21 protein-coding genes are annotated in these 23,211 nt (G+C 53.7%); 6 read left to right on the top strand and 15 right to left on the bottom strand.

Annotated features, from left to right (window positions below):
• The first annotated feature begins 26 nt into the window (after positions 1 to 26).
• From LX87_RS02855 to LX87_RS02845, 3 genes are all read left to right on the top strand, one after another.
• Positions 27 to 1,688 (top strand): complex I subunit 4 family protein, encoded by a 1,662-nt coding sequence (locus LX87_RS02855; RefSeq protein ID WP_111626652.1) that lies wholly within the window; start codon positions 27 to 29, stop codon positions 1,686 to 1,688.
• A 175-nt stretch (positions 1,689 to 1,863) separates the two neighbouring features.
• Positions 1,864 to 2,769 (top strand): prohibitin family protein, encoded by a 906-nt coding sequence (locus tag LX87_RS02850; protein WP_111626651.1) that lies wholly within the window; start codon positions 1,864 to 1,866, stop codon positions 2,767 to 2,769.
• 74 nt (positions 2,770 to 2,843) lie between these two features.
• Positions 2,844 to 3,998, top strand: coding sequence for an acyltransferase family protein (locus tag LX87_RS02845; protein WP_111626650.1), 1,155 nt, complete (start codon positions 2,844 to 2,846; stop codon positions 3,996 to 3,998).
• A gap of 80 nt (positions 3,999 to 4,078) precedes the next feature.
• Here LX87_RS02845 and LX87_RS02840 read toward each other — a convergent pair whose 3' ends face one another.
• The 4 genes from LX87_RS02840 to LX87_RS02825 are packed head-to-tail and all read right to left on the bottom strand — an operon-like array spanning position 4,079 to position 8,622.
• Entirely contained in the window at positions 4,079 to 5,008 is a 930-nt protein-coding gene (locus tag LX87_RS02840) for an alpha/beta hydrolase (RefSeq protein WP_111626649.1), read from the bottom strand.
• A 46-nt stretch (positions 5,009 to 5,054) separates the two neighbouring features.
• Positions 5,055 to 5,690, bottom strand: a complete 636-nt coding sequence (gene udk, locus LX87_RS02835) for a uridine kinase (protein ID WP_111626648.1) — start codon at positions 5,688 to 5,690, stop codon at positions 5,055 to 5,057.
• 28 nt (positions 5,691 to 5,718) lie between these two features.
• The gene (gene porZ / locus LX87_RS02830; protein WP_111626647.1) at positions 5,719 to 7,977 is read right to left on the bottom strand and encodes a type IX secretion system anionic LPS delivery protein PorZ; all 2,259 of its coding nucleotides are present in this window, start codon (positions 7,975 to 7,977) and stop codon (positions 5,719 to 5,721) included.
• 3 nt (positions 7,978 to 7,980) lie between these two features.
• The gene (locus tag LX87_RS02825; protein ID WP_111626646.1) at positions 7,981 to 8,622 is read right to left on the bottom strand and encodes a thymidine kinase; all 642 of its coding nucleotides are present in this window, start codon (positions 8,620 to 8,622) and stop codon (positions 7,981 to 7,983) included.
• 176 nt (positions 8,623 to 8,798) lie between these two features.
• On the opposite strand from LX87_RS02825, the gene LX87_RS02820 reads away from it, so the two are divergent.
• Positions 8,799 to 9,995 (top strand): DUF8457 domain-containing protein, encoded by a 1,197-nt coding sequence (locus LX87_RS02820; RefSeq protein WP_111626645.1) that lies wholly within the window; start codon positions 8,799 to 8,801, stop codon positions 9,993 to 9,995.
• Here LX87_RS02820 and LX87_RS02815 read toward each other — a convergent pair whose 3' ends face one another.
• The 7 genes from LX87_RS02815 to LX87_RS02785 all read right to left on the bottom strand — a co-directional run bounded on the left by LX87_RS02815 (position 9,996) and on the right by LX87_RS02785 (position 15,256).
• Positions 9,996 to 10,850, bottom strand: coding sequence for a TraB/GumN family protein (locus LX87_RS02815; RefSeq protein WP_111626644.1), 855 nt, complete (start codon positions 10,848 to 10,850; stop codon positions 9,996 to 9,998).
• 16 nt (positions 10,851 to 10,866) lie between these two features.
• Positions 10,867 to 11,292 carry an ABA4-like family protein gene (locus tag LX87_RS02810; RefSeq protein WP_111626643.1) on the bottom strand — a complete coding sequence of 142 codons (426 nt, stop codon included), beginning with the start codon at positions 11,290 to 11,292 and terminating at the stop codon, positions 10,867 to 10,869.
• Positions 11,293 to 11,400: 108 nt separating this feature from the next.
• Positions 11,401 to 12,219 carry a hypothetical protein gene (locus LX87_RS02805; RefSeq protein ID WP_111626642.1) on the bottom strand — a complete coding sequence of 273 codons (819 nt, stop codon included), beginning with the start codon at positions 12,217 to 12,219 and terminating at the stop codon, positions 11,401 to 11,403.
• A 34-nt stretch (positions 12,220 to 12,253) separates the two neighbouring features.
• Complete coding sequence (locus LX87_RS02800) at positions 12,254 to 13,150, bottom strand: DUF4097 family beta strand repeat-containing protein (protein ID WP_111626641.1); 897 nt, start codon at positions 13,148 to 13,150, stop codon at positions 12,254 to 12,256.
• The gene (locus tag LX87_RS02795) at positions 13,147 to 13,752 is read right to left on the bottom strand and encodes a hypothetical protein (RefSeq protein ID WP_111626640.1); all 606 of its coding nucleotides are present in this window, start codon (positions 13,750 to 13,752) and stop codon (positions 13,147 to 13,149) included. Before LX87_RS02795 ends, LX87_RS02800 begins: the two co-directional genes overlap by 4 nt.
• Before the next feature lie 40 nt (positions 13,753 to 13,792).
• On the bottom strand, positions 13,793 to 14,338 hold the full coding sequence (locus tag LX87_RS02790) for an RNA polymerase sigma factor (protein WP_229310526.1): 546 nt from the start codon (positions 14,336 to 14,338) through the stop codon (positions 13,793 to 13,795).
• Between the two features lie 117 nt (positions 14,339 to 14,455).
• On the bottom strand, positions 14,456 to 15,256 hold the full coding sequence (locus tag LX87_RS02785; RefSeq protein ID WP_111626639.1) for an SMP-30/gluconolactonase/LRE family protein: 801 nt from the start codon (positions 15,254 to 15,256) through the stop codon (positions 14,456 to 14,458).
• Between the two features lie 107 nt (positions 15,257 to 15,363).
• On the opposite strand from LX87_RS02785, the gene LX87_RS02780 reads away from it, so the two are divergent.
• Positions 15,364 to 15,786: a hypothetical protein gene (locus LX87_RS02780; RefSeq protein WP_111626638.1), complete on the top strand. Its 423-nt coding sequence runs from the start codon at positions 15,364 to 15,366 to the stop codon at positions 15,784 to 15,786.
• On the opposite strand, the gene LX87_RS02775 is transcribed toward LX87_RS02780, so the two are convergent.
• The 3 genes from LX87_RS02775 to LX87_RS02765 all read right to left on the bottom strand — a co-directional run bounded on the left by LX87_RS02775 (position 15,781) and on the right by LX87_RS02765 (position 18,396).
• Positions 15,781 to 16,971 (bottom strand): exo-alpha-sialidase, encoded by a 1,191-nt coding sequence (locus LX87_RS02775; RefSeq protein WP_170139293.1) that lies wholly within the window; start codon positions 16,969 to 16,971, stop codon positions 15,781 to 15,783. The two genes, LX87_RS02780 and LX87_RS02775, sit on opposite strands and share 6 nt — an antisense overlap.
• Positions 16,972 to 17,050: 79 nt before the next feature.
• Positions 17,051 to 17,692, bottom strand: a complete 642-nt coding sequence (locus LX87_RS02770; protein ID WP_111626637.1) for a hypothetical protein — start codon at positions 17,690 to 17,692, stop codon at positions 17,051 to 17,053.
• A 74-nt stretch (positions 17,693 to 17,766) separates the two neighbouring features.
• Positions 17,767 to 18,396: an MgtC/SapB family protein gene (locus LX87_RS02765; RefSeq protein WP_111626636.1), complete on the bottom strand. Its 630-nt coding sequence runs from the start codon at positions 18,394 to 18,396 to the stop codon at positions 17,767 to 17,769.
• A gap of 141 nt (positions 18,397 to 18,537) precedes the next feature.
• On the opposite strand from LX87_RS02765, the gene LX87_RS02760 reads away from it, so the two are divergent.
• Complete coding sequence (locus LX87_RS02760; protein ID WP_111626635.1) at positions 18,538 to 21,486, top strand: excinuclease ABC subunit UvrA; 2,949 nt, start codon at positions 18,538 to 18,540, stop codon at positions 21,484 to 21,486.
• Between the two features lie 124 nt (positions 21,487 to 21,610).
• Here LX87_RS02760 and LX87_RS02755 read toward each other — a convergent pair whose 3' ends face one another.
• Positions 21,611 to 23,206 carry a carboxylesterase/lipase family protein gene (locus LX87_RS02755; RefSeq protein WP_111626634.1) on the bottom strand — a complete coding sequence of 532 codons (1,596 nt, stop codon included), beginning with the start codon at positions 23,204 to 23,206 and terminating at the stop codon, positions 21,611 to 21,613.
• Between the last annotated feature and the right edge of the window lie 5 nt (positions 23,207 to 23,211).

Raw genomic sequence — 23,211 nt, 5'->3', positions numbered from 1 at the left:
CTCATTACGGCTACCGGCTCTATACTATGTTATCACTACTCATTTTTCTTCCGTTGATTGGCTCGTTGCTGGTGGCTCTGCTCCCGGACAGGCTGAAGGCTAGTTACAAGTGGATTACCCTGACGGTTTGCGTGCTGGAACTCCTGATCTGCGGGGCGGTTTATGTCTCCTTCGACCCGGCCCAGGCCAGTTATCAACTCCTCGAACGCACGGACTGGATCAGCCTGCCGCTGGGTTCGCTTGGTCTGGTTTCCATTGATTACCTGGTGGGTATCGACGGGATCAGCCTGCCGCTGGTGTTGCTGACGGGGGCTGTTATGCTCGTGGGGGCCATCTCCTCGTGGACCATTGACAAGCGGCTGAAGGCGTACCATTCGCTCTATTTGCTGCTCACATCAACCATCATCGGCTGTTTTGTTGCGCTCGACTTCTTCCTGTTTTTTCTGTTTTTTGAATTCATGCTGCTGCCGATGTATTTCCTCATCGGTTTGTGGGGCGGTCCGCGCCGGGAATATGCATCCATTAAGTTTTTTCTCTACACACTGGCGGGTTCGGTGTTTATTCTGCTGGTAATGATCTGCCTGTACCTATCGGTGATGGACCCGGTCGAAACGGCCCTCCAGATGGGCATCATCAGCGACCGCTCGGAAGCCACCGCCGAGTTGATCGAACAGGTCCAATACCTGCTGGCCGATTACAAAATTCAGCCGCAGCAAATCGTTCATACGTTTGATCTGCGGTACATGACCCACGGCGGCAATTACCTGCCCGATTCGCTGCTGGGCCCGGCGGGCGAAATTGTCTGGCTTGGTATTCCGTCACGGATGCTGGCTTTTCTGTGTGTCTTTCTGGGCTTTGCGATTAAATTACCGGTCGTTCCAGTGCACACCTGGCTGCCTGACGCGCACGTGGAAGCTCCTACGCCCGTATCGGTTGTACTGGCGGGTGTTCTGCTCAAAATCGGGGGGTACGGTTTTCTGCGCATCGGCTGGGGGCTGTTCCCTGACGGGGCGGCAGAATACGCCCTGTTGCTAGCGGGTCTGGGCGTCGTTTCGATTGTCTACGGCGGCTTTAACGCACTGGCTCAGGTTGATCTGAAGAAGATGATTGCGTACTCGTCGGTGTCGCACATGGGCTTTGTTCTATTGGGCATTGCGTCGCTGACGTCGGAAGGCATCAACGGTGCGGTGTATCAGATGGCGAGCCACGGTGTCCTATCGGCAATGTTGTTTTTGCTCACCGGCGTCCTCTACGACCGTACCCACGACCGGCGCATCGACAGTTACCGGGGTCTGGCCAGTGCCATGCCGCGTTACACGGCCCTGACAGCCATTGCTTTTTTTGCCTCCCTCGGGTTGCCCGGCTTCTCGGGATTCGTGGGCGAACTTTTCACCCTGATGGGCAGTTTTCAGTCGCTCTGGTTGCCCGGCTGGATGACGGCGGTGGCAACATTGGGCATTATTCTGGCGGCCGCGTATTTTCTGTGGACACTCCAGCGCATGTTCTTCGGAGCGCTCTGGTCACGCACGGAAAACACCCACCCTCTTTCTGACCTCGACGCCCGCGAACGGCTGATGCTGATTCCGCTGGCGGCTCTTGCCCTGCTGCTTGGACTTTTCCCGAACCTGCTTTTCAACCTAACCAACGCTACCGTGGCGGAATGGATTCAGCGGTTTACGGTGGAGTAAGGTAGCAAACCCTTTTTCACTCCTAAGTCCGTAAGGGTTAGGGGGCTGGTCCGGCTTCTTACGAACTTGTCTGGCCTGTGGGTTATGTTCTATGGCTAAAAGTTTGTATCATTACTACTTTAAGCCTGTGTCAAAACCAATGGTTTTGGCTCTCTAAGCCCAATCCTGCTACCTTATGTTTTTCCTGATCCTCGGCATTCTGGCGCTCATCGTCGGTTTTTCCATCAATACGCCATCGCTGGCAGTCTCGCGGTTCGCCCGACCGTTTAAGGTTGTCGGAATCATCCTTATTCTGGTTGGCCTGCTCGCGGCTTCGGTTCGCCAGATCGACGCCGGAACGGTGGGGGTACAAAGTTTGTTCGGCAGCGTTCAGAACCGGGTTCTCGAAAGCGGGCTGAATGTGGTGAATCCGCTGGTGGCCGTGACGGAGTTCGACATCAAGACTCAGAATTATACCATGTCGGGTGCCCATGACGAAAGCGGGCAACTGGGCGACGACGCTATCCGGGTACTGACTGCCGACGGGTTGGAGGTAGTCATCGACCTGACGGTTCTCTACAGCGTGATTCCCAGCGAGTCGCCCAACATTTACCGCAGCATCGGCTCCGATTATTCCAACAAAGTGGTGCGGCCCATCACCCGAACGCGCATCCGCGACAACGCCGTCTACTATGATGCGGTTTCGCTTTATTCCACCAAGCGCGATGAATTTCAAAGCCGGATTTATAAAACCATCGAATCGGACCTCCGTAAACGGGGCATCATGCTCGAACAACTGCTGATCCGGAACATCAACCTGCCCGCATCGGTCAAAACGACCATCGAATCGAAGATCAATGCCGAGCAGGAAGCGCAGAAAATGCAGTTTGTCCTGCAAAAAGAACGGCAGGAAGCCGAGCGAAAACGCGTTGAAGCACAGGGCATTGCCGACTACCAGAAGATTCTGGCAACGGGCCTTTCTGATAAGCAATTGCAATACGAACAAATCAAAGCCCAGCGCGAACTGGCGGCCTCACCCAATACCAAGATTGTGGTGCTGGGCGGGCGCGGTAACGTTCCGCTGATTCTCAACGAGAAATAAAGGCTGTCCCGGTATGGATAGCCCATTCGTGGTTCGGCGCAGTATTACCAGTAATTCATACAACCAACCCACCTATGCAAGTAACCTCTACGGCTACCACCGAGCCGGCAATCGCTCAACCGGCGCCCGTCCGACGCCTGATGTCTCTGGATGCCCTGCGGGGTTTTGATATGTTCTGGATTGCGGGCGGAGAAGAGATTTTCCACGTTCTGGCCAAAACAACCGGCTGGGCATGGGCCGCCCTGCTGGCCGAACAGTTTACTCACGTCGAATGGGACGGTTTTCGGGCATACGACTGCATTTTTCCGCTTTTTCTGTTCATGGCAGGGGTTTCAACGCCGTTTGCGGTGGGAAGTCGGCTGGAACGGGGTGTTTCGAAAAGTGAGCTGGCCCGCAAAGTCATCACGCGCGGTTTGATTCTGGTTGCACTCGGCATCATTTACAACAACGGATTGTTTACAAAACCCATCAGCGACATGCGGTTTCCGAGCGTACTGGCCCGGATTGGTCTGGCCGGGATGTTCGCTCAACTGATCTACCTGTATTTTCCGAACCCCAAAGCCCAATACATCTGGTTTGCCGGTTTGCTGCTGGGCTACTGGGCCGTGATGAAGCTGATTCCAGTGCCGGGTTGCGGAGCCGGAGTGCTAACGCTGGATTGCAGTCTGGCGGGTTATATTGATCGATCGGTTTTACCGGGCCGCTTATACCTGAAAGTCCACGATCCGGAAGGGTTGTTCTCCACCATTCCGGCCATCGGTACGGCATTGCTCGGTATCTTTTCCGGCCAGTTGCTCCGCAGCCAGGGGCCTGTTGCCCAGCCTAATCAAAAAACGCTGTGGCTCATGCTGGGCGGTGTTGGCTGCCTGATTCTGGGGTATAGCTGGGGCTGGATTTTCCCGGTCAACAAAAACCTGTGGACCAGCTCATTTGTGCTCGTAGCCGGGGGCTGGAGCGTGCTGATGCTCGCCCTGTTTTACTGGATTATTGATGTCAGGAAAGTGAGCGGCTGGGCGTTTTTCTTCACGGTAATCGGCATGAACTCCATCCTGATTTACATCGCTGGCGAGTTCATCGACTTCGAATATGCGGCCAAATTCTTCTTTGAAGGACTTCTGAGCTTTTTCTCCGAACCCGTCCGGGCGGTGGGAAGCGTCCTGGCATTCCTGGCCGTGAAATGGGCGTTTCTGTATTTCATGTACAAAAAGAAAGTTTTCCTGCGGGTATAGAAGCATGGGTTATTTCGCAGAGTTAAGCAGAGCCTCTGATCAACTCTTTTTAACTCCGCTTAACTCTGCGAGATAACTTTTTACTTTTTATCAAGTAACCCCATCGACTTCAGCCAGTTTTCGCACGCTGCCGGCCAGCCTTCCAGCGAGCCTTTACCCTTGGTGCGGAGCGCATAGCCGTGGCCGCCCGTCGGATACAGGTGCATTTCGGCGGGGATGTTGAATTTCTTCAGCGCCAGGTAATAGTCGATGCTGTTCTCCACCGGCACGGCTTTGTCATCTTCGGCATGGACCAGAAACGTCGGCGGGGTTTTGGCATCGACCTGTAGCTCATTGGAATAATAAGCTACCTGCTCCGGACTCGCGTTTTTGCCCAGCAACCGCTCCCGTGAGCCCGCGTGCGCTTTTTCGCCGAACGTCACTACCGGATACATCAGAATCGCGAAGTTGGGTTTGGCCTCTTCGCTGGCACTCGCCCCCCGGTGGTAGTGCGTCGATAAAGTGGCCGCCAGGTGCCCGCCCGCCGAAAAGCCGATCACACCCAACCGATTCGGATCAACGTTCCATTTGGCGGCATTCTGCCGGATCAGTTTCATGCCCTGCATGGCGTCGGCCAGCGGCACTTCGTGTTTGTTGGTCTGCGTCCGATCGTCGGGCAGGCGATTTTTCAGGACAAAAGCCGCAATGCCGCGCTCGTTGAACCACTTCGCCATTTCTTCACCTTCGTGCCCGTACGCCAGCAGTGCGTATCCCCCACCGGGACAGATCATAATACCCGCTCCGGTGGCCTTGTTTTTGGGTGGCAGAAAAGCCGTTATGGTCGGCACTTTCACATCACTGATGCGCAGAATACCGTCCTTGCCCGTTTCCGCCTTCTCCTGAACGGCCTCGTTCGGGATGGCATTAAAGACTTGGTTGGTTGGCCAGAGATCAACGGTTTCCGGTTTTTGAGCCATAGCGGAAGTTGCCAGCAACAAAGCGGCTGAGAGCAGCGTGGGTGTAAAATTCATATGGGTTCAGGAAATAAAGGGTTGCCTGTAGTGGCAACGGTTTTGGTTATCTGGGGGCCAAATTAGCGACTTTCCCTTTCAAATACCCAATTACCACGTCCAGCCCTTTCTGGTAATGATGATTGTTTGGAATCACAATGTCGGCTTTGGCTTTGTGGGGTTTGATAAACTCCCGGTAGGTTGGGCGGACGTGGTACTCCCACTGGTGTTTGATCATTTCGGGGGTCAGGGCGCGTTCGGCCTGATCGCGGGTCATCCGCCGTTCGAATTTTATCTTGTTGCTGGCGTTGATAAACACTTTTAAATCCAACTGTTCGGCAACATCTTCAAAATGGAAGACAAAGATTCCTTCGACAACAATAATGGGCGTTGGTCGAAGAATGAGTTTTTGGGGAAGCGCGTTCGGGTTATTGAATGTGTACTCGGTCGTTTCAACAACTTTGCCCTCGTGCAATTGCCGAATATGCTCAGCAAATTGGTGATGATCAATGGTTTCTGGTAAATCAAAATTAGGAATACCGATCTCATCGCGCGGAATCTGGTCCAGCGTTTTATAGTAATTATCCTGCGAAATCAGGCAAATTTCGTCTTCCGAAAAAGCACTAAGCAATCCTTTCAAAAAGGATGTTTTGCCGGAAGCACTCCCGCCCGTAATTCCGACAATGAATGGTTTATTGATCATTCTACAAAAATAAAACGTTAGGACAGAATTACCGCACAACAGCCAACTTCCCGGCCATGCCCTCCCGTCCGTCCGGACTGACGGCAAACACAAAATAAACGCCCGTTTCGGCAACCCGGCCCCGGTAATCGCGCAGATTCCACGTAGCGGTGCCGCCCTGCGAACGGGTTTCGTAAACGAGCTGCCCGCCCGCATCCATAATTTTGACAACGGTATTTTCGACCAGACCCCGAATGCTTACCAAACCGCTAAAATCGGGCCGGACAGGATTGGGGAAAACGGTAATGCCCGCAAAGGCCGGAGCCGGTTCGCTGGCGGTTCCGCCGTATGAAACCAGACCGTTGGGTGTGGCGACAAACACCTCACCACTTCGGGGTTCGATGGCCAATGCGTTGATCCGATTCGACGGCAGCGGGCTGTTCTGACTGGTGAACTGTTCGACTAGCCCGGTACCGTCTTCGTTAAACAGGTATAAACCGTTGGCCGTCCCGATCCATTTGCGGTTGCCCCCATCGACGGCCAAGGCCGTGACGGATTCGCCACTCAGCAACCGGCGACGCTCAAAAACGGGCCGGTAGGCATTGACGCTCCCGGTAAAAACCGCCGACGGATTATCGAAAACCGCAATGCCGTTGTCGGTCCCAATCCAGATCAAACCGTCGCGGTCTTTCACCAGCGAGCGCACATTCCGGTCCGGCAAATCCCCTTCGCCCGCCTGATCGTACAAGAGTCGGCTCCGGTTCGTAGCCGGGTCGAACACCTGCATTCCCCCGCCGTTGGCCGCACTCAGCCGCATCCACAAAAAGCCGTTATCATCCATCAAAAGCTGCTGAATATCGCCCCGGCTGGGCGTGAAGGATTCGAAGGAACCATTTTTCCGCCGAACATAAAGCGACGCTAGCCCACCATTCAGGGTCGGTGTTGCGAGCCAGGTTTCGCCGTTCGGATCAACGGCCAGACTGCTGATGTTGCCCAAGACCCGGTTAAGAGCCTCCGGCGGATTTCCGTTTTGATAGTGCCATAAACCGCCCCCAAAACTTCCCAGATAGGTGCGCTGGTCGGTGGGGTTATACACGGCGGTCACAAAATCGGTGGGCAGGGAACGGTCCAGGAAGTTCTGCCAACGGTTTTCCCGAAACTGATCGAAACCGCGCCGACGGCGCAACGGTTTTAATTCCTCCGAAAATCCACCCGGCAAGGCTACAATCTGCGACGGCTGACCAGCCGCCACCAGTTGCTGAAACGCATCCGAACCGGGCCCGTCCGGACTGACGGCCTGAACCGCCGTGCCGGTGATTTGCAACAGGCCGGACAGCGAATCGGCCACCCAGAAGCTACCGGCGGCTTCCACAACTTCCTTCGGTTCGCCAATCAGCGCATTATTCAGCACCATACCCGACTCGCGCTGAAGCTGACCGGGGGCCGTTGCTACCCATTCCGTGGCCGTTTGCACTAAACCCGTGATGGTCGGCAAGGCTTTCACAACCGTCCAGCGACCGCCCTGTCGCTCGGCAACGCCCTGACCCGGAACGGCTGCGTATAACCGGTTATTGACCCCGACAACCGACCGCACGGATGTACCCGCCGGTAAAGACACGGTTTTCCAGTTCCCGAAAAAAGCCAGATTGACCGTCGGGTCAAAACGAGCCGCCAGCAAGCCACTCGAGGTGGCGGCATAGATGGAATCGTTGGCAAACGCCGTGGCATATACCACCGCCGTGGCACCCCTGGGACCGATGTTGCGGTAGGTATCCCGGATTTCGGAGCTGGCAATGTCCAGCACCACAATGCCAAAATCGCAGGAGAGATAGGCGTCGTTGCCAACGCGGACCAGGTGATTGATGCGCTTACTACCGGAAATTTGGGCGGCATCGCGTATAAGGGTAATCGTCCTTATTTCGGCGGGTTCGCCGGTATTGGAGACAGAAAGTAGGTCGATCGCGCCACTCCGGTAAGCAATCAGGAGCCGTTTCTGATCGGTCAGGTAAGCCAGTTGGCTCACTCCTATTTCGCTAAAACCGTCATCGCGGCTCAGGCGCGTGGCTTCGCTAGCCGTGGCGTCGTAATAAAAAAAACCGTTTTCCGATGCGCAGTAGATCTTGTCCTGAACAGCCGCCACGGTTTGGGTAGAGAGAAAGCTCGGATGCGTTCGCCAGATGCCGGGCTGCGCGAAGGAGTTAGGAATGAAGAGTGATGAGTGAAGAGTGAAAAGCAGAAACCAGGAAATTAGCCGGCCGGAAACCGCCTGACCCGTTCGCTTTTGCCACCCGAATTTCCAACTCATCATTCCTTAACTCTTAATTCTTACCTCATTGCTGTCTTCGTACACCCACTCCTTGCTTACGACCTGACTGCCCAAGTTGTAGCAACGGCGGCAGCGGGCTTCATAGTTTTCGGTTTCGCCGAGCAGGACTTTTTCTTTGGAAGGGGCCAAGCGGTATGAATAGCTGGCAATGTCTCCGCAAACGACACAGATAGCGTGAACTTTGGTAACGTATTCGGCAATGGCCATCAACTGCGGCATACAGCCGAATGGCTTCCCTTCAAAATCCATGTCCAGTCCCGCCAGAATAACCCGTTTGCCCTCGTTGGCGAGCTGGTTACAGACTTCAACCAGTTCTTTGTCGTCGAAAAACTGGGCTTCGTCGATGCCCACCACCTCGCTGTCACCGGCCAGTTCAAGAATTTCCCGGGCCGACTGCACCGGCTGGGAACGAACGGCATTGGCGTTGTGCGAAACGATATTTTCTTCGTGATACCGTTTGTCGATCAATGGTTTAAAGATAACAACCTTGACCCGGGCAATGATGGCCCGGTTAATTCGGCGGATGAGTTCCTCGGTTTTGCCGGAAAACATGGAGCCGCAAATCACTTCAATCCAACCCGTACGGAGGTGGGGCGGTTCACGTCGGCGGTTTGGTTCAATAAACATACGTTCGTAGCATTGAATAGGATAACTAAGTCGCCACAGGGCTAACTTCCTCTATCTTTCCGTACGCTGGCCTTTTTCTGTTGTGACAAAAAGCAGTACCGGCGATAATTTCAATTCGGGCGGGTCGGAATTTTCTAAGCGAAAACCATATATTTACAAAGCAAAGATATTTTGATATGTCGAACAAGTTCAATTCCTCTTCCCTAACTGAATATTGCAAATCGTATGCCCGAAAAGTGGCGGGAGAATTTTTTGCCCACCATACCGTCATCAGCGGGCAGGAATTATTGAAACTGAGTGCCGTCAGCCAAGTCAATCTATTTGTAATCAGCTCCCTATCGGAGAAATGGCGGAGCGATGCCGAGCGGTTTCGCAGTCCTTATTTTGACTTTGAGCACCCGGATGTCCGGCAGGCGATGCAGGTGTTTATGAATACCGTCTCCCAGCATATTTCGGTGCGCCGGGATCATCTGGAGCCGCTGCTGGCCGAAGCCACCCGCCGGACGCTGGTTCTGCTGTTCGATCCGCGTTATTACTTCGACGATATACTGCGGAATCAATCGGATTTTTCGCTATCAGCCGAAACCGCCCACCAACTGACCCGCTACACCCAGATTAACAAGTTTGTACCGGCGGCCATTGAGGAGCGGATGAAAGGCAAAAGCTCCGTTTACGTGAATCAGGCGCTGAACTGGCTCGACGAAATTTTGATGCAGCGGGGGCGCGAACTCGAAAAACCGGATAAATACATTCCGTTGTTTTCGGAAAAAGTCTTGCTCGACCCCGCTGTTCTGCTTCGCAAGGCTTCCTACGAGCACGTTCCCCAGCCGACGGTTTTCACGCCGAATAAGTCGTTTTTTGATACCGACATCGAGACGACCGTTCCACCGGTCCCGCTGGCAGCCCCTTCGTCCAACGGTTTTGAACCCGTGGTCAACCTTGCCCCGCCGGATTCGGAATCAAGCGTAAGACCGTTGTTTCTGGACGATTCAGGACCGGCCGCCGAGCCAGCCGCCCCGTCGATGCAGCCGAGTCAGATGCCCACCCATACGAGCGATGTTTCCACGCTGGAAGTGAGTCCGAAAACGGAGGAACCAGCCGGGCCGGTCACGATTGGCGAAACCTTTTACCGCGCCCCAATCGAGAGCATCAGCAAGAGCATTTCGCTGAATCAGAAGTTTATGTTTATCAATCAGTTGTTTAATGGCAGCGCGGCTTCCTACAACGAAGCCATTGAGCAACTCGACCACGCCACGAGCTACGAACAAGCTCACGATCTGGTCACGAACCGCTATTCGGCGCAGTATTCGTGGGACATGAACAGCGATGAAGTGGGGATGCTGGTTGAAATTCTGAAAAGACGGTTTGCGTAATTACATCGGCTCCACTTTATAGCCTTCTTTTTTCAGGAGTTCAATTAAACCGTTCGGCCCCGGCAAGTGCAGGGCGCCAACCGCCACGAATGTGGGCCGGACGGCCAGCAACGCCGGTATGCGTTTCATCCAGTTGCGGTTGCGCTCGTCGATCAGGTAGGTCATGTCGCCAAACGAGCTACTGTGTTTTTCGTTCAGTTTCCACATGCCCTGTAAATCCTGTTTCAGGTAGAGGTCGGTAACCGATTTGCTCATTTCATACATATCAGCTTTCCCTTTTACCATTTCGACTAACTGCTGGGCCTGCTTTTCCACCGGGTCGTGGTCGAAGAGAAAGCTCATCTGTTCTTCCATCGTTTCGAGCGTGTTGACGGCTTTCTGGCGCTTGCGGCCGTCGCTGGCGAAATACAGATCAATTGGCAAACCCGTAAACGTGCTGAGCGTATCGGACTGCTTCTGGGCATAGGCCAGGCTCAGCATCGTGGCCGTCACGATGGGCTTCATCTGATTGAAGAGGGCCAGATCGTACCCCGTTCGTTCCCGGAATTCGTCGGCCACCAGTTTGTAGTCGGCTTCCGACAGCAGCTTATTGAGACTGGTGTTGAGCATCAATCCGCGCATGGCCATCGACAGCATGGCCGACGAGTCGATTTCGGTTTCGACCACCACCCCTTCCGCTCCCTCGTAGGCCGATTTCACCTTGGGGTTCTGCTTCAGGTAACTATCCTTCAGAATGTGGTACGTTCCGAACAGGTAAGACGGTTGTTTCAGGCCGTTGCCCGACACTTTCCACAGCAGCGACTGCGAAAAAGCCGTGGTCGAAACGAGCAGGAGTAAAAAGGGAATCGTTTTCATCAACACAAAGATAGACTCAATAGAGTTTTTTCCGCTTCACGGTCCGGACGATCAGGTACAGCAGTAAACCAACGGGGCCCAGCAGAAAGCTAAAAATCAGGCACGGAACCAGCCACGCATGGGCGACCTGCCGACGCTGGGCGTTTCGCAGCATCCAGCTTCCCACCGTCAGATCGAACGCCAGGTAGTGAATCCAGCCCGCCAGCACCGCAGTATCCTTGCTAAATAACGTTTTGATGCCCGCTAACGTACTGAACGACTGAAAATCTAGCCCGCTACTGCCAAAAAAAAGATAGAAAATGTAGAAAATGGCTAATATAGCCGGAATCAGCAGGGTTTTGGTCAGGAAGTCCGTGGGATGCCAGCGGGGCGCCACGATCATAAGAATCCACTGCGGCAACACGAGCGCATTGGCGATTTGGAAGACGATATCTGGAGTCATAACAGGTAGGAGAGTTGGACAAAGTACAGAAAAACCAGTAATGTACCAACACAAATTATCCAACTGGCGCCCTACCTATTCAAAAAGAAGAATTAATAAGCCGAACGTTTACCAGCCTAACCCGATGACGGCGTTGACGCGCAGGGATAAGCTAAGACGATTACTATTCTTATACATTTTTATAAAAGGTAAGTATGTATAAATATCTCTTCTTTTCCACTCCCGGACCGGAATGGTTACTTCTGGTCCAGCATTGATGTCAACAAATCCCCGGCGTCCTAGTCTCCGTTGCATTCCCCACATGGCGGAGAGCAATGGAGCATTATATGCGCTCCCATAATCTCCGTTCTCTGTTCGCACACTTGCTCCGGTTTTTGTATCATATATATGTTGAATTACGCGGGCAGAAAGCCCCTTGGTCAACTGAAGACCGACGTAGTTTCCCGAAAAGTTATTAGCAGATTTGCCTTCCTGAATCCGTTTTGCCATACCGTAGTAATATCGTGCCCCTACTTTCGCATAGACAAAGGCCCGGAAGATCTTATCAGTATCATTAAAATCATTGCCATTATAAAATGGAACCGCAAACTGATTAAACCGATTGTAACGAAGCATAAAATCGGCCCCGGCCAGCAACGAAAACGAAGGGGTTATTTTCCGTTCTACGGACACATCGGCATTCAGGCCAATTCGGAAGGACGGCCTTCCCGTATAATCCCGGTCTCCGGCATTGGGCCAGAAGCCCACCTTGATCAGGGTTTTCTCCTCCACATTTGCCCGCGTGATGTACTGGTAGGCCCGTTTTAATTCGCTGGTGGTTACGGTGCTGTCTTCCTGTGAGTAGGTAGTTTGCTGGGCCTGGGCGGATTGAGCATATAAAAAGTAAAAACCGCAACATGCGATAAGTGTAAAAAGGATGCGTTTCATAGCTATCAGTTCAGCTTTTAAAAATTAAGCGGCTTCATTTCGCCAGCGTCACCCCAACAAGTGTCGGCTGAACGACCACCGGACTGTACGAATTCGTCACCGCAATCGTTGATTTCTGAGAGGAAGGCTGATATTTAAACCGCCGTTTGTTAGCATCGAGGGATTCTCTGTACCCATCCGGTACCTGAATGGTCGAATAGCTGGCTTCTATATCGTACTGAAAATCATCCATTCGCTTCGGATACACGAACACCTCCGTACGGGCCGCCTGAACACTCAAAGCCGTCAGGCCGGTTGTGGGATAGACGGTTAGCTTCCCGTACCGGCTCTGAATTGTTCCGCTTCCGCTCAGTTCACGCAGTACCGTTTCGGCTTTCTCGGCCCTGATCGTAAACGTTCCACTTAACTCGCTGGCTTCAATATCACCATACGCCGACGTAACGATGGTTTTACCGCTCAGATTCACCAGCGATAACTTCCCGAATTCCAGCTTTAAAACCGTCTCGCCCGACAGATCGCTCAGGTTTACCTCGCCAAAGCTGTTGTTGAGCGAAACCGGGCAGCGCGTCGGCAGCCAGATCTCATAAACCGCTTTCAGGTTGCCTTTAAGACTGCCAACCCGCTGCGGAATGGTGAAGCGATTGGAGAGGTCAATCACGTTATTCCGACTCTGAATCTCATACTTAAGGTAATCCAGCTCGCGCTCGGCCACTTCGCGCTCCGGGTGCTTGGCAATCAGTTTCAGGCGGACCAAAACCGTTGATTTCTGCCAGCCTTTGATCGTAATGTCGGCTTTCTGGGCCGTCAGGTTCACGCGCTGGCCGCTGCTGTACGCCAGTTCTTTCTCCACGGTCTTCGTCACCACCTGGAGCCGCGTTTGCGCAGCGGCAGGGAGAGCGAAAAAGGTCAGTAGAAAAATCAGCGTTCTCATATCGTTAAAATCCGGACAAGTTCTTTGGTCACCTCGGCCCGTTCGTTTTCAATTTTGATTTGCGCCTGCACCAGTACCGGATCATTGCCAAAAAGGGCCAGTTGCTCCGCTAGACCCGCTTTTCGGGTGTTCAGCTCGTCAAGCTGGTACTTGAGTTCTTTCACTTCCGGTTTTTGGCAGACCACGGTTTGCTGTGCACACTGCTCCCGAATAAACCGTTCAGCTTTCTGATCGGCGGCAGGAGCAAATGGTTCAGGCCCGCTTTCCGGTTCAATTTCGACGGTTTCAGTGGCGTAGGCAATGGTCACTTTTTCGTCCGAATCCGCTTGCCACACCCGCCAGACACCGATCATCAGCAGGACAACGGCAGCCGCAGCCACCCACCGCAACGAACGCGCCCACAAGGGCTGCACTGATGTTGCTTCCGCTTCCAGCTTTCCGGCAATCTGCTCCCAGGCATCGGCTTTCGGTTCCAAAACCGGCAGATCATCCAGCGCCTGGTCAATGACGGCATCGGCCCGCAAGTCGGCGTCGATGCGCTCCCACAGGTCGGCCCGTGGCTCGTGTTCCGGTAACTTCTTTATAGCCTTTCCGAGATCCATTTTGCATTCCTGTTAATTCCTGCATCTGCATAATCCGGGTTCAGATCAGTTCTGCTAGTTTTCTCCGCAGTAACTTTCGGGCGTAACTGACCTGTGATTTGCAGGTTCCTTCCGAAATATTCAGCATGGCGGCAATTTCATGGTGTTTGTAGCCTTCCACTTCGGCCAGCACAAACACCGTCCGCGCTCCGTCGGGCAACGACCGAATGGCCGCGTCCAATGCTTCGCCCGTTACCGTATCCGGCACCTCAACGGCCTGATCGTGCCGCTCTTCATCGATGGTTTCAAACCGCCATTCTAGCTGCCGTTTCCGCAGAGACTGCCGAACTACAATAATCTTGATCCAGGCCCCCAGCGTTGATTGAAACCGGAACGAATCCAGGTGCCGGAACACCTCCACAAACGCATCCTGCAAGGCATCATTGGCGTGATCATTATCGTTCAGAATCCGCAGTGCGACCGAAAACATGGCCCGTTTATACCGCTCGAACAGCAGCCGCTGCGCCATACGCCGATCCGCCGGACGGTCTGGCTCCAGGCAGCGGGTTACCAGTTCTTGTTCCGTTAAGTCGGGCGTCAGGGTCAAGTGATCGGTTTCGTTGAACGTTCGATCTAAAGTGCGACAGAATGATAAAAGGGTTGGAAAGAAAAGGAAATAAATTGTGAAGAATGGGCGGCAGATAAGTAATCGCCGATTTTAATATCACTCCATAATCCGCAAAAGCTGGCCCTTCTGGGTTTCTGTCACCACCAGTCCAAGCCGGCCGGTGGGGTCAAAAGCGCAGTTGGAAGGATTTTCGCCGGGGAGTTTGATGGTATCCGATAAGGTGCCGATTGGCTTGTAAACCTGTAAACAACTACCGCCGTAGATGGCGGCATAAAGCAGATTGTCCGGCCCCAGCGTCAGGCCGTCGGGTCCAAAACCGTCCGAACCGGTTTCGGCCCAAACCGTCGGATTGATCCAGTTCAGGCCCGTCGAATCCCAGCGCCCGGTCCAGATGCGTTTGCGGTGGGTTTCGGCCACCACCAGTGTGCGGGCATTCGGCAGAAAGGCCAGACCGTTGGGGTAAAACAAACTCTCGGAAATCTTTTTGACCTCACCGACCGCCGAACAAACGCAGATGTAACCCGGTTCGTCTTTGTCGGGCGACCCCGGACAGGTAAAAATCATATTCCCTTCGGTATCAAACGTCAGATCGTTGGGCCAGCTAAGCCGCTCCCCATCCACCTGATCGACCACGATTTCGGGCTCCTGACCGGGGTAACTAATGCAGCGAATGGCGTGCAAACCGGAATCGCAGAACCAGAGCCGGTCGAGGTCGTCGATATAAAGACCGTTCGGGCGGCTGCCCGTGCCGACGTGAATGCGCCCCTGGGTTCCGTCCGGCTTCAGCCAGAACAAACTTTCCCCCTCCTGCTCAACGCACCAGAGCGTACCGTCGGAGGTAAAAGCCGGACCTTCCGGGAATCGTAAATCGGTGGCAATCACGTCTATGTTTTTCATAATTGGCAACTGGTTAAAAGCTAAAGCCTTTATTAAACCCGAAAACCGTTTGTCGGTTTACTAAATCAATAAATGTCTGTATTTTAAGGTAACCAAATCGCTTGCCTATGCGTCAGATTGTCCTTTTTCTCGCCATTCTGGTAACCGCCTGTGCCCCGCAACAACGGCTACGGGTTGAGCCAAACCGGCTTTTGCGGCAAAGTGCGGATGTAAACAGCACCGGTGTCGATCAAGCCATTACGGCCATTCGGCCGGCGTTTCCAAGCTTCGGCAATCTGGTTGTCCGATACGCCGATGGCCGTACCGAAAAGGTGTCCAGAAAATCCGTATGGGGCTATACCGATAAAAAAGGTCGTGTCTATCGTCAGTACGGGAATTCCTATTACGAAGTGATTGATATGGGGGAGGTTGTGCAATACGAGCGCAAAAACCCGCAACCAAACCAACGATACAGACGCTACAGCAAGACGCTCGACAGCAAACTGTATCTCACTCGTAAAAAAGCCCTTCGGGATGTAGCCGCCCTATAAAGAATTCACCGGCTTTTTCCGGAAATTCTTGATGCGGTGAAACGTCAGGAAATTGGCGTCGTGGTTGTTGTGCGCCCCGCCCAGGCCGTCGTCATACGCCGTGCGCGACAGCAGAATAATGTCCCTGCCATCGAACAGCCAGTCCACATACTGAAAACCGTGTTTGGCCACGTCAGGATGTTGCAGCACAATCTGGCGCAGGTTCCAGTTTTTTAAATCTTTAGAGCTGCACAGCGCCTGCGTGTTCCGAATGCTGGCCGGATTTTTCCCGGTATTGGCCTGTTTGACTTCCTGCGGAATATAATTCGTCAGGGTCCAGTATAGTTTCGATTTGGGGTCGTAGCGAATCGTGAATTTCTTGCTGCCGCCCGGAAACGGCACAAAACCGCTATTGACGTCAAACGCAGCGGTTTTCCCATCCGCGCTGATGCGCACGAAAGCGGCTTTTTCGTCCAGTGATTTCCGATGATCGACGCGCAGAATGTCCAGCATCTCGCCCGCCGGACTCAGGACGGCATTCCCTTCAATCCAGCCGCCAAAACCGTTGTTCAGGTACGTGGAGTCATACCGCAGCACGTTGCTGCTCGTCCAGCTAGCGGCTTTCATCGGGTCGGCGTCCAGCGGCATCGACATCATGAAAGCACCGTACCGTTTGCCCCATTGTTTGATAGTTCCCATCGCGTCTTCCATCGCCCGCCAGAGCCGCCCGTTGTGTTCGAGAAACGGCATGGGTGCACAGTGGTATTCGCCCGCCAGCAGCAAACCGTGGTCGCCGTCGGTTGGGTTGGTCCAGGTAACGCCCCCGTCGTCAGATTTCCGGATGATGGTATTGCCGTGGTGTTTGTCGGTGCCAAAGAAGTACAGGCCGTTGCGGTGAACGTAGAGTTTCGACCAGAACTGACCGTTGATTTCGGCAATCTGCGTCCAGGTTTTACCCCGGTTGGTGGAGCGGTAAATGCGGGAGTTGGGCCGGACAAACTCGTTGGATTGCGGACCAAACAAATCGTGGGAGGCCAGATAATCGCCGTTGGGCAGGACGCAAAGGCTAGGAGAGCCAATGTACAAACCCGAAACCGCCGGGCTGTGGGCGACGATTATGCCCGGTACCTGAGAAAAGTCGGGGGTCTGCGCCAGACTGCGCCCAACGGATAAAAGGATAAGTAAACCGTATAGGAAGAATTTCATGCTGAATCGGGATTACACGGATTAAAGAATCAAGAGAATCCAAAATACTCTTGGTTAATCCGCGTAATCCCAGTCCAGACTAGAAGAACGACACCCGGATCACCCACGGGCTACTGCCGTAGACAAACGACGAAAAGGTGGGATCTGCGTTGTAGCTGAGGTTATACAAAGCCGTTAAATTGATACCAAACCGTCGGCTGATCGGTTGCGAGTATGTCAAACCCACCAACCCGGCACTTACCCAGCGACGCTGGGTTTCGTACGGAATAATGTTGTAGTTGGTGTACCCGATGTTAGTATTTTCAAATTCGCCGTGCAGATACAGGTTTTTGACCACATTGGGCAGAATTTCGTACATCCCGAATACGCGTCCGCCATACTGGTTAGCCCGGTAAATTTCGGTTGCCCCGCCCTGGTAGTACAATTTAGCCCGGTAGTACACGTAATTAACGCCGACGCCGAGGATTGCCCGCTCGGAAGCCTGATAACCGATAACGGGTGATACGCCAATGCTAAACGGATTGCCAATCGAGACGTTGCTGATACCGCCCCCAAACCGTAAACGCTGCGAGAATGGCAGGGGTTCTCCTTCCGGCGTTTTGGTTTTTAACGGATCTTTACCGTCTCCGCGCCGATCTTCCGGGTCCTCGGTAAGCTGCCCGAAGGCGACACTGCTACTCACCAGCATGATCGCCAGTAAGCCTTTCTGTATGAGGTTCATAGAGTTGATTAATGAACAAAAATGAGTACTTGCAATATAAACGAAAAAATAAGGGTTTTTAGTTAGTGGTTCTTTTAAAACGTAAACTCTTTCACCTCCGGATCACTCAAAAGCTGTTGAATGCAACGTTCGTGGGCATCTTCCGGCCCGCTAACCCGCCAATAGCCAATGATTTCATTACCAATACGCTGTTGCGTCTGCCGTTGCACCTGTAGCCCGAATTCTTTAAAAAGCATTTCATAATGAATCAAGGTCTGATTTTTAAAAATAGTAACAATTCGGTATTGCCGATCCTGACTAATCCGCCCGATGCGCGCAGCCAGTGCCGACAGCATCAGCAAGGTAGCTCCAATCAGAACAAACCCGCCCACCGCAATATCGTAAAAGCCGCCCCCAATCGCCATTCCGATTGCAGCAACCGACCAGATGGTGGCCGCCGTCGTTAATCCTTGAACACCCGTTTCCTGCCGGAAAATAATACCGGCTCCCAGAAACCCAATCCCGTTGACAATGTTGGAGGCAATCCGGTCGTATTCGCTAAAACGCCCGGAAACAATGGTAAACAGCGCCGAACCCACACAAATCAGAATGGTGGTCCGCAACCCCGCCGATTTACCACGGTATTCGCGTTCTGCACCAACAAGACCGCCCAGCAGCATCGCCAGCAGGAGCTTGATAATATCTTCCCAAACAATTAAATCCATCCCGTTTCTCTTTTACTGACAGGTCGTTGTAACCCAAGAACCCCCATGCCGGTTTGCGGCTGCCTGAATCAATTAGCAAAAGGAAACCATACTTTCAAAAAAACCGTTAGTCTAAAGATAGAGTTTTGCTAAACGTATAGGATGAATTTATCAGTTAGTCTGCCGCCCGACGGCTCCTTTCAGCAACCCGAGGTCGACCGCCTTGATCCGAAAGATTATATCATTATCAAGGGTGCCCGGGTCCATAATCTGAAAAGCATCGACGTTGCCATTCCCCGTAATCAACTGGTTGTCATTACCGGCCTTTCCGGTTCGGGCAAATCGTCGCTGGCGTTCGACACCCTGTTTGCCGAAGGTCAGCGGATGTACGTCGAAAGCCTGAGCAGTTACGCCCGGCAGTTTCTGGGCCGGATGGAAAAACCCGAAGTCGACTACATCAAGGGCGTGTCTCCGGCCATTGCCATCGAACAAAAAGTAACGACCCGCAACCCCCGCTCCACGGTTGGAACGACCACCGAAATTTATGACTACCTGAAACTGCTCTTCGCCCGCATTGGCGTGACGTACTCGCCCATTTCCGGGGGCGAAGTTCGCAAAGATACGGTAACGGATGTTGTTAATTATCTATACACCTACGAACCGGGCCAGCGCGTCATGGTGATGGCTCCGCTGCACATCCGGACCGACCGCACACTGGCCGACGAGCTAAAAGTCCTGCTGCAAAAAGGGTACACCCGGATTGTGGCCAACGGCGAGGTGCTGTTTATCGAGGAAATTCTGGAAAAAACCGCCCCCGAACCGGCTTCCGGCACTGATCTGGAAATCCTGATCGACCGGAGTACCGTGCAGTTTGATGAAAACGGACAACCCGAAGAAGACAATCAATACCGTTTCTCGGATTCGATTCAGACGGCGTTCAGCGAAGGCGAGGGCGTTTGCCGGGTCGATATAGTCGGTAAAGAATCGCGCGTTTTCTCGGATAAATTTGAGTTAGACGGTATTGCGTTCGAAGAACCGAGCGTGAACCTGTTTACGTTCAATAACCCCTATGGTGCCTGCCGCCGGTGCGACGGTTTTGGCAAGGTCCTCGGAATTGACCCGGATCTGGTGATTCCGGATAAAAACCTGTCCGTTTTTGAAGGAGCCATTGCGCCCTGGCGAAGCGAGAAAATGAGCGAGGAATTTCTGCGCCCGCTGCTCAAGAACGGTATTCGTTTCGACTTCCCGATTCACCGCCCCTACAAAGACCTGTCGCAGGAGCAGAAAGACATTCTCTGGACCGGAAACGCCTACTTTCAGGGCCTGAACGCCTTTTTCGATTTTGTGGAAAGTCAGACCTTCAAGGTGCAATACCGCGTAATGCTGTCGCGCTATCGGGGCAAAACCACCTGTCCGGAATGCCGGGGCTCGCGGCTGCGCAGAGACGCCAGCTACGTGAAAGTTGCCGGGAAATCCATCACAGACATTGTCCTGATGCCGATTGATGAGGCCGCGGCTTTCTTCCGGACGCTGGACCTGCCACCCCATCAGCAGGAAGTGGGCAAACGCCTGCTGACCGAAATTCGCAACCGGCTGGACTACATGGAACGCGTCGGGTTGACTTACCTGACCTTAAACCGCCTGACCAACACCCTGTCGGGTGGTGAGTACCAGCGTATTAAACTGGCTACCTCACTGGGCAGTGCGCTGGTTGGCTCCATGTATATTCTCGACGAACCCAGTATCGGCCTTCACCCCCGCGACACCAAGCAGTTGGTGGGCGTGCTGGAAACCCTGCGTGACCTGGGCAATACCGTTATCGTGGTTGAACACGAAGAAGAAGTGATGCGGGCCGCCGATCAGTTGATCGACATCGGTCCCGACGCGGGCGTCAACGGCGGCCATCTGGTGTTTCAGGGAACGTGGGAAGAGGTGAAAAGTTATGAGTTAAGAGTGAAGAGTGACAACGCCAACGAGCAACAACTCATAACTCAAAACTCTTCACCGCCGGGCGGCCCCGTCTTAACTCATGATTCCCACACCATTGCTTTTCTGACGGGCAGAGAAACCGTTCCGGTGCCGAAGTTTCGGCGGAAGGCCACGCACTGGCTGGAGGTGAACGGCGCGCGGGAAAATAACCTGAAAGATGTGAATGCACGGTTTCCGCTGAACAGCCTGACGGTCGTAACGGGGGTGAGCGGTTCGGGCAAATCGACTCTGATTCGTAAGGTGTTGTATCCGGCGCTGGCCCGTCTGAAAGGCGATGGTTCGGAGGAAGCGGGCAAGCACGACAGCCTGGGCGGTAGTCTGGAACGGATTACGTCCATTGAGATGATTGACCAGAATCCGATTGGTAAATCGTCGCGCTCGAATCCGGTGACCTACATCAAAGCGTACGATTATCTGCGACAGGTAATGGCGGAGCAGCCGGTGGCGAAAGCACGGGGTTACAAACCGTCGCACTTCTCGTTTAACGTCGATGGCGGGCGCTGTGAGGTGTGCCAGGGCGAAGGCGAGGTGAAGATCGAGATGCAGTTCATGGCCGATATTTACCTGAAATGCGAAGGCTGTAATGGCAAACGGTTTAAGCAGGAAGTGCTGGAAGTGACGCTGGCCGACAAAAACGTGTCGGACATTCTGGACATGACCGTCGATGAAGCCATTGATTATTTCCGGAAAGCCGAACACAAAATGGTGGAAAAACTGCTGCCGTTGCAGGATGTCGGTTTAGGCTACATCACGCTCGGCCAGTCGTCGAATACCCTGTCGGGTGGGGAAGCCCAGCGGGTAAAACTGGCGTCGTTCCTGGGCAAAGGCAATCCAAACAAAGGCGGCACCCTGTTCATTTTCGACGAACCGACGACGGGTTTGCACTTCCACGACATCCGGAAGCTGCTGAAAGCCATCAACGCACTGGTTGATCAGGGCGACAGTGTGATCATCATTGAGCACAATACGGAAGTCATCAAATCCGCCGATCATGTCATCGACCTCGGCCCCGAAGGCGGTGCGAAAGGCGGTTACATCACGTTTGCCGGTACGCCCGAAGAACTGGTGAAACTGCCGGAGGGTGAAAACTATACCGCCGATTTTCTGCGCGGGAAAGTGTAACGACTCTGAGAGACTCTCTATAAAACCCGAATAGCTGGTCCATTGGGCCAGCTATTCGGGTTTTATACCGTTGATAAATTTAGCACTTCCAACGGTATTACTCCGCAATTCGTCATTCCCCGGATTAGGGTTTACTCATCAGGCCAAAGAAAAACTCCAGCGCAGCCGCATCGGCCAACGGTTTCGCTTTTACCTGATCGCCCAATTCCACTATCTGCTTGTCTTGCGTCGAATAAGCAGGCCATTGGGGCAGACCCGGGCCGTTGGGGTTCCCGGTTTTAGTGAAATTGGCCCAGTAGGATGAGATAATCCGGGCGAGCTTGTCATCCGTCGATTCCAGCGGTCGAAGCTGGCGGTCGATAAAGCGCAGGTTGTCGTAAGCGTAGGCCACCTCACCGGTATGAAATGCGCCATAGTGAGCGTATTGGCCCGTTGCCGGAATCTTTCGGGTAAAGCGGTAGACGTAAACGGGTCGGCCCTGCTGCGCCTGAATGGTAGCCCAGGTGTAATTTTGCGCCCCGAAAACCTGGTCGCGGGAAAGTTTTACCTGCGATTCGGCGGCTTCGGCATCGGTCGTACCCGGATAAAACTGGAGGAGCGTCTGAGCCTTGTCGCCATATTGCTGTTCGAGTTGCTTCCGGTATTCGTCCGCTTTTTTCTTCGGGCCAAATGCCATTCCTTCATCCTCATTCCAGCCAGTCAGCAGAGCAACGGGATTCGCTTTTCCGGCGGCAAAAATGCTGGCGATGGACTGGGGCAGCACATAACCGTCGATAATCGGACCCCGTATTCCCTGCGCTTTTTGCAGAATCTCGCTGGCCGGTTTGGCTCGCAATTCGGCCAGCGATGTAGCCCCCAATGCCTGCATCATTTTTAGCCCGGCTTCTTCCGCCTGCTGAAGCGACGCATGGGGCCGGGCAAAGCTGGCTCCGCTCTCGGCAATGGCTTTGTTAAACAGATTTTTGGCAACCGGTGAAGCCACCAGGCAATTGACACTCATGGACCCCGCCGACTGGCCCGCAATGGTGACGTTGTCGGGATCCCCACCGAACACGGCAATATTCTGCTTTACCCACTGCAAAGCCGCAATCTGGTCCATCAACCCGTAATTCCCCGACGCGCTACGGCCCGGCGTGGATGCGCCCCGCGTGGATTCTCCCGGCGTGGACTCGCCCGACTCTCTGGTTAGTTCCGGGTGGGCAAAAAAGCCAAACGACCCAACCCGGTAGTTGATGCTGACAAACACAATGCCTTTTTTGGCGGTTGCTTCGCCGTCATAAATGGGCACTGCACTGCCTCCGCTGTTAAAACCTCCCCCATAAATCCACACCAGCACCGGGCGTTTCTCCGCAGCTGACTTGGCGCCCGACCACACATTCAGGTACAGACAATCTTCGCTGATGGGTTCTTTCGGGATCAGGTACTCGGCGCTCCACGGCCCGAACGGATTGGGCGCTCCCTGCACCGGACTGGCTCCGAACCGATCACATTTCCGCACCCCTGACCACGGCTTTACGGGCTGTGGCGCTTTCCAGCGCAGGTCGCCAACGGGCGGAGCGGCAAACGGAATACCTTTAAAAATCTGCACATCACCGTCCGGGTTTACGGTTCCCGAAATAAGCCCTCCGCTTACTTTCACAGGACTTGTTTCGCGGGTTGAGGGCGCGAAGGCCAGAAAAACCAGGCACATGAGGCCAAACAACGGTACTGCGGTTTTCATGCGTT

It is taken from the genome of Larkinella arboricola (assembly GCF_003259745.1).
GTDB lineage: Bacteria > Bacteroidota > Bacteroidia > Cytophagales > Spirosomataceae > Larkinella > Larkinella arboricola.
Note: the sequence above shows the minus strand (reverse complement) of the source record. Positions and strands in the feature narration are given on the sequence as shown.

Coding starts and splice junctions, on each gene's coding strand:
- LX87_RS02855 (WP_111626652.1), top strand. CDS start 27: ATGTTATCACTACTCATTTTTCTTCCGTTGATTGGCTCGTTGCTGGTG.
- LX87_RS02850 (WP_111626651.1), top strand. CDS start 1,864: ATGTTTTTCCTGATCCTCGGCATTCTGGCGCTCATCGTCGGTTTTTCC.
- LX87_RS02845 (WP_111626650.1), top strand. CDS start 2,844: ATGCAAGTAACCTCTACGGCTACCACCGAGCCGGCAATCGCTCAACCG.
- LX87_RS02840 (WP_111626649.1), bottom strand. CDS start 5,008: ATGAATTTTACACCCACGCTGCTCTCAGCCGCTTTGTTGCTGGCAACT.
- udk (WP_111626648.1), bottom strand. CDS start 5,690: ATGATCAATAAACCATTCATTGTCGGAATTACGGGCGGGAGTGCTTCC.
- porZ (WP_111626647.1), bottom strand. CDS start 7,977: ATGATGAGTTGGAAATTCGGGTGGCAAAAGCGAACGGGTCAGGCGGTT.
- LX87_RS02825 (WP_111626646.1), bottom strand. CDS start 8,622: ATGTTTATTGAACCAAACCGCCGACGTGAACCGCCCCACCTCCGTACG.
- LX87_RS02820 (WP_111626645.1), top strand. CDS start 8,799: ATGTCGAACAAGTTCAATTCCTCTTCCCTAACTGAATATTGCAAATCG.
- LX87_RS02815 (WP_111626644.1), bottom strand. CDS start 10,850: ATGAAAACGATTCCCTTTTTACTCCTGCTCGTTTCGACCACGGCTTTT.
- LX87_RS02810 (WP_111626643.1), bottom strand. CDS start 11,292: ATGACTCCAGATATCGTCTTCCAAATCGCCAATGCGCTCGTGTTGCCG.
- LX87_RS02805 (WP_111626642.1), bottom strand. CDS start 12,219: ATGAAACGCATCCTTTTTACACTTATCGCATGTTGCGGTTTTTACTTT.
- LX87_RS02800 (WP_111626641.1), bottom strand. CDS start 13,150: ATGAGAACGCTGATTTTTCTACTGACCTTTTTCGCTCTCCCTGCCGCT.
- LX87_RS02795 (WP_111626640.1), bottom strand. CDS start 13,752: ATGGATCTCGGAAAGGCTATAAAGAAGTTACCGGAACACGAGCCACGG.
- LX87_RS02785 (WP_111626639.1), bottom strand. CDS start 15,256: ATGAAAAACATAGACGTGATTGCCACCGATTTACGATTCCCGGAAGGT.
- LX87_RS02780 (WP_111626638.1), top strand. CDS start 15,364: ATGCGTCAGATTGTCCTTTTTCTCGCCATTCTGGTAACCGCCTGTGCC.
- LX87_RS02775 (WP_170139293.1), bottom strand. CDS start 16,971: ATGAAATTCTTCCTATACGGTTTACTTATCCTTTTATCCGTTGGGCGC.
- LX87_RS02770 (WP_111626637.1), bottom strand. CDS start 17,692: ATGAACCTCATACAGAAAGGCTTACTGGCGATCATGCTGGTGAGTAGC.
- LX87_RS02765 (WP_111626636.1), bottom strand. CDS start 18,396: ATGGATTTAATTGTTTGGGAAGATATTATCAAGCTCCTGCTGGCGATG.
- LX87_RS02760 (WP_111626635.1), top strand. CDS start 18,538: ATGAATTTATCAGTTAGTCTGCCGCCCGACGGCTCCTTTCAGCAACCC.
- LX87_RS02755 (WP_111626634.1), bottom strand. CDS start 23,206: ATGAAAACCGCAGTACCGTTGTTTGGCCTCATGTGCCTGGTTTTTCTG.